At 70.4% G+C, this 1,625-nt stretch carries 1 protein-coding gene; it reads right to left on the bottom strand.

Annotated elements, in window-relative coordinates; all coding sequences use genetic code 11:
- The coding region (locus KDH09_05700) for a polysaccharide deacetylase family protein (GenBank protein MCB0219171.1) at positions 1–1,625 on the bottom strand (1,625 nt) is incomplete at both ends.

Below are 1,625 nucleotides of genomic sequence, written 5' to 3'. Positions count from 1 at the left end.
GAGAGGTCGATGAACTGCCCCGTGAGGAAAATGGTCGTCCGGATGTTGTTGCGCTTCAAGATGTCGAGCACCGCGAGCGCGCCCTTGGGATCGTCCCCGTCGAAGGTCAGCGCGATCTCCTTGCGGTCGGTGGGGCCGCGCATGAAGTCGCGCACCGCGCGGCGCGGGGGCTCGGCGCCGATGCTCGCGGTGCGAAGCAGCGTGGTCTCCCACCTGTCCGAGGTGCGGCCCGAGTCGGTCACGGCGCGAAGCGCCACCAGGTTCTTGCCCGCTTCGAGCGGCACGTCTTCAAAGGTGAACTTCCCCCCGCGCACGCCGGTCACGGTGTAGAGCGCGTTGCCCACATAGAGGAACACCGCGTCGGCGCTGCCGGCCTCGCCCTTGAGATCGAGGCGCTCGCCCCGCACGGTGGAGCCCGCCGGCGGGTTGGTGAGCCGGGGCAGGGGAAGCGGCGCCATCGCCGCGGCGGTTTCCGAGCGCGGCGTGCTCGCCTGCTCGAGATACTTGCGGGCCAGGGCCTGCCCCTCGTCGATGCGGCTTGCAAGGCGCGAGTAGGCGACGAAGCCGCCGGCCACCACCGCGCCCAGCAGCAGCACGATCACCGCGGCCGCCGCGTAGATTCCCGTTGCGGAACTCTGGGCCTGCGCGGCGGGCGGCGGGGGCGCAGCGCCTTTCGATTTTTCCTTCGATGAGTCCTTGGCTGCATTGGCGGAGGCCTTGGCCAGCGCGGCGAGTTGCTCGCGCAGCGCGGCCATTTCGCGCGCCTGCATCTCCGAGAGCGATTTGAGCTCGTGCAGGGCCGGGTCGACCGCGCCCGGCGGCGGTAGCATGGCCGCGTCGGAGGGGTTGGCCTCGAGCCGCGCGAGGTGGGCCTCCAGCCTGCGCCCCACGATCTCCATGGCCTGCACCTTCTGGGCGAGGACGTCGCTGGCGGCTTCGGCCTCGTCGTCGGTGGTCGATGCCAGCTCGGGCAGGCGCTTCATGAACTGGTCGAGCCGGTCGAGACTGCTCACCAGGTCGCTGGCGCTGCGGCCCAGGCTCTCCGAGAGCGATCCGAGCGCCGCGGGCGCGGCGGCGGACTCGGCGGCGGGGGCAGGGGCCTTGAGACGTTCCCTGACGAGGGACTCTGCCGCCTCGGCGCGGCGCTCGATCTCGGCGCGCGCGGCCGAGAGATTTTCGGCCTCACGCTCTGCCTTGCGCATGCGGTGAGCCAGGTCCTCGCCCTGCTCGCGAAGGCGCTTTAATTCGCTTGTCGCCTTCTCGCGCTCGACGGCAATGGCGGCGGCGATGCGTTCCTGCTCTTCTTCGCTGGCATCGCGCGGGGTCTGCGCGCGCTCCAATTGCTGGGTGAGCTCGCGGATGCGGTCTTCGAGTCCCACCACCTCGGCTGCCATGCTGCGCGCGCGCTCGCTCTCGCGCTTGGCGGCGGCGGTGAGATGGGCGACGTCTTCGTCGAGGCGCTGGGCTTTTTCGCTGAGCACGCCGTGCTCGCGCAGGATTTTCTCGTATTCCTCCTGCGTCGCGTTCAGCACGCTGGCGCCGCGCTCCCTCTCGGCGCGCGATGCATCGAGTTCCTTGCGCAGGGTTTCCTCGCGCTCGCGAAGGACGCGGGTCAGATCGCCCTT

The organism is Chrysiogenia bacterium (genome assembly GCA_020434085.1).
In the GTDB taxonomy this organism is placed as follows: domain Bacteria; phylum JAGRBM01; class JAGRBM01; order JAGRBM01; family JAGRBM01; genus JAGRBM01.
The sequence above is the reverse complement of the archived record's forward strand: the minus strand, read 5'-3'. Positions and strand labels throughout refer to the sequence as shown.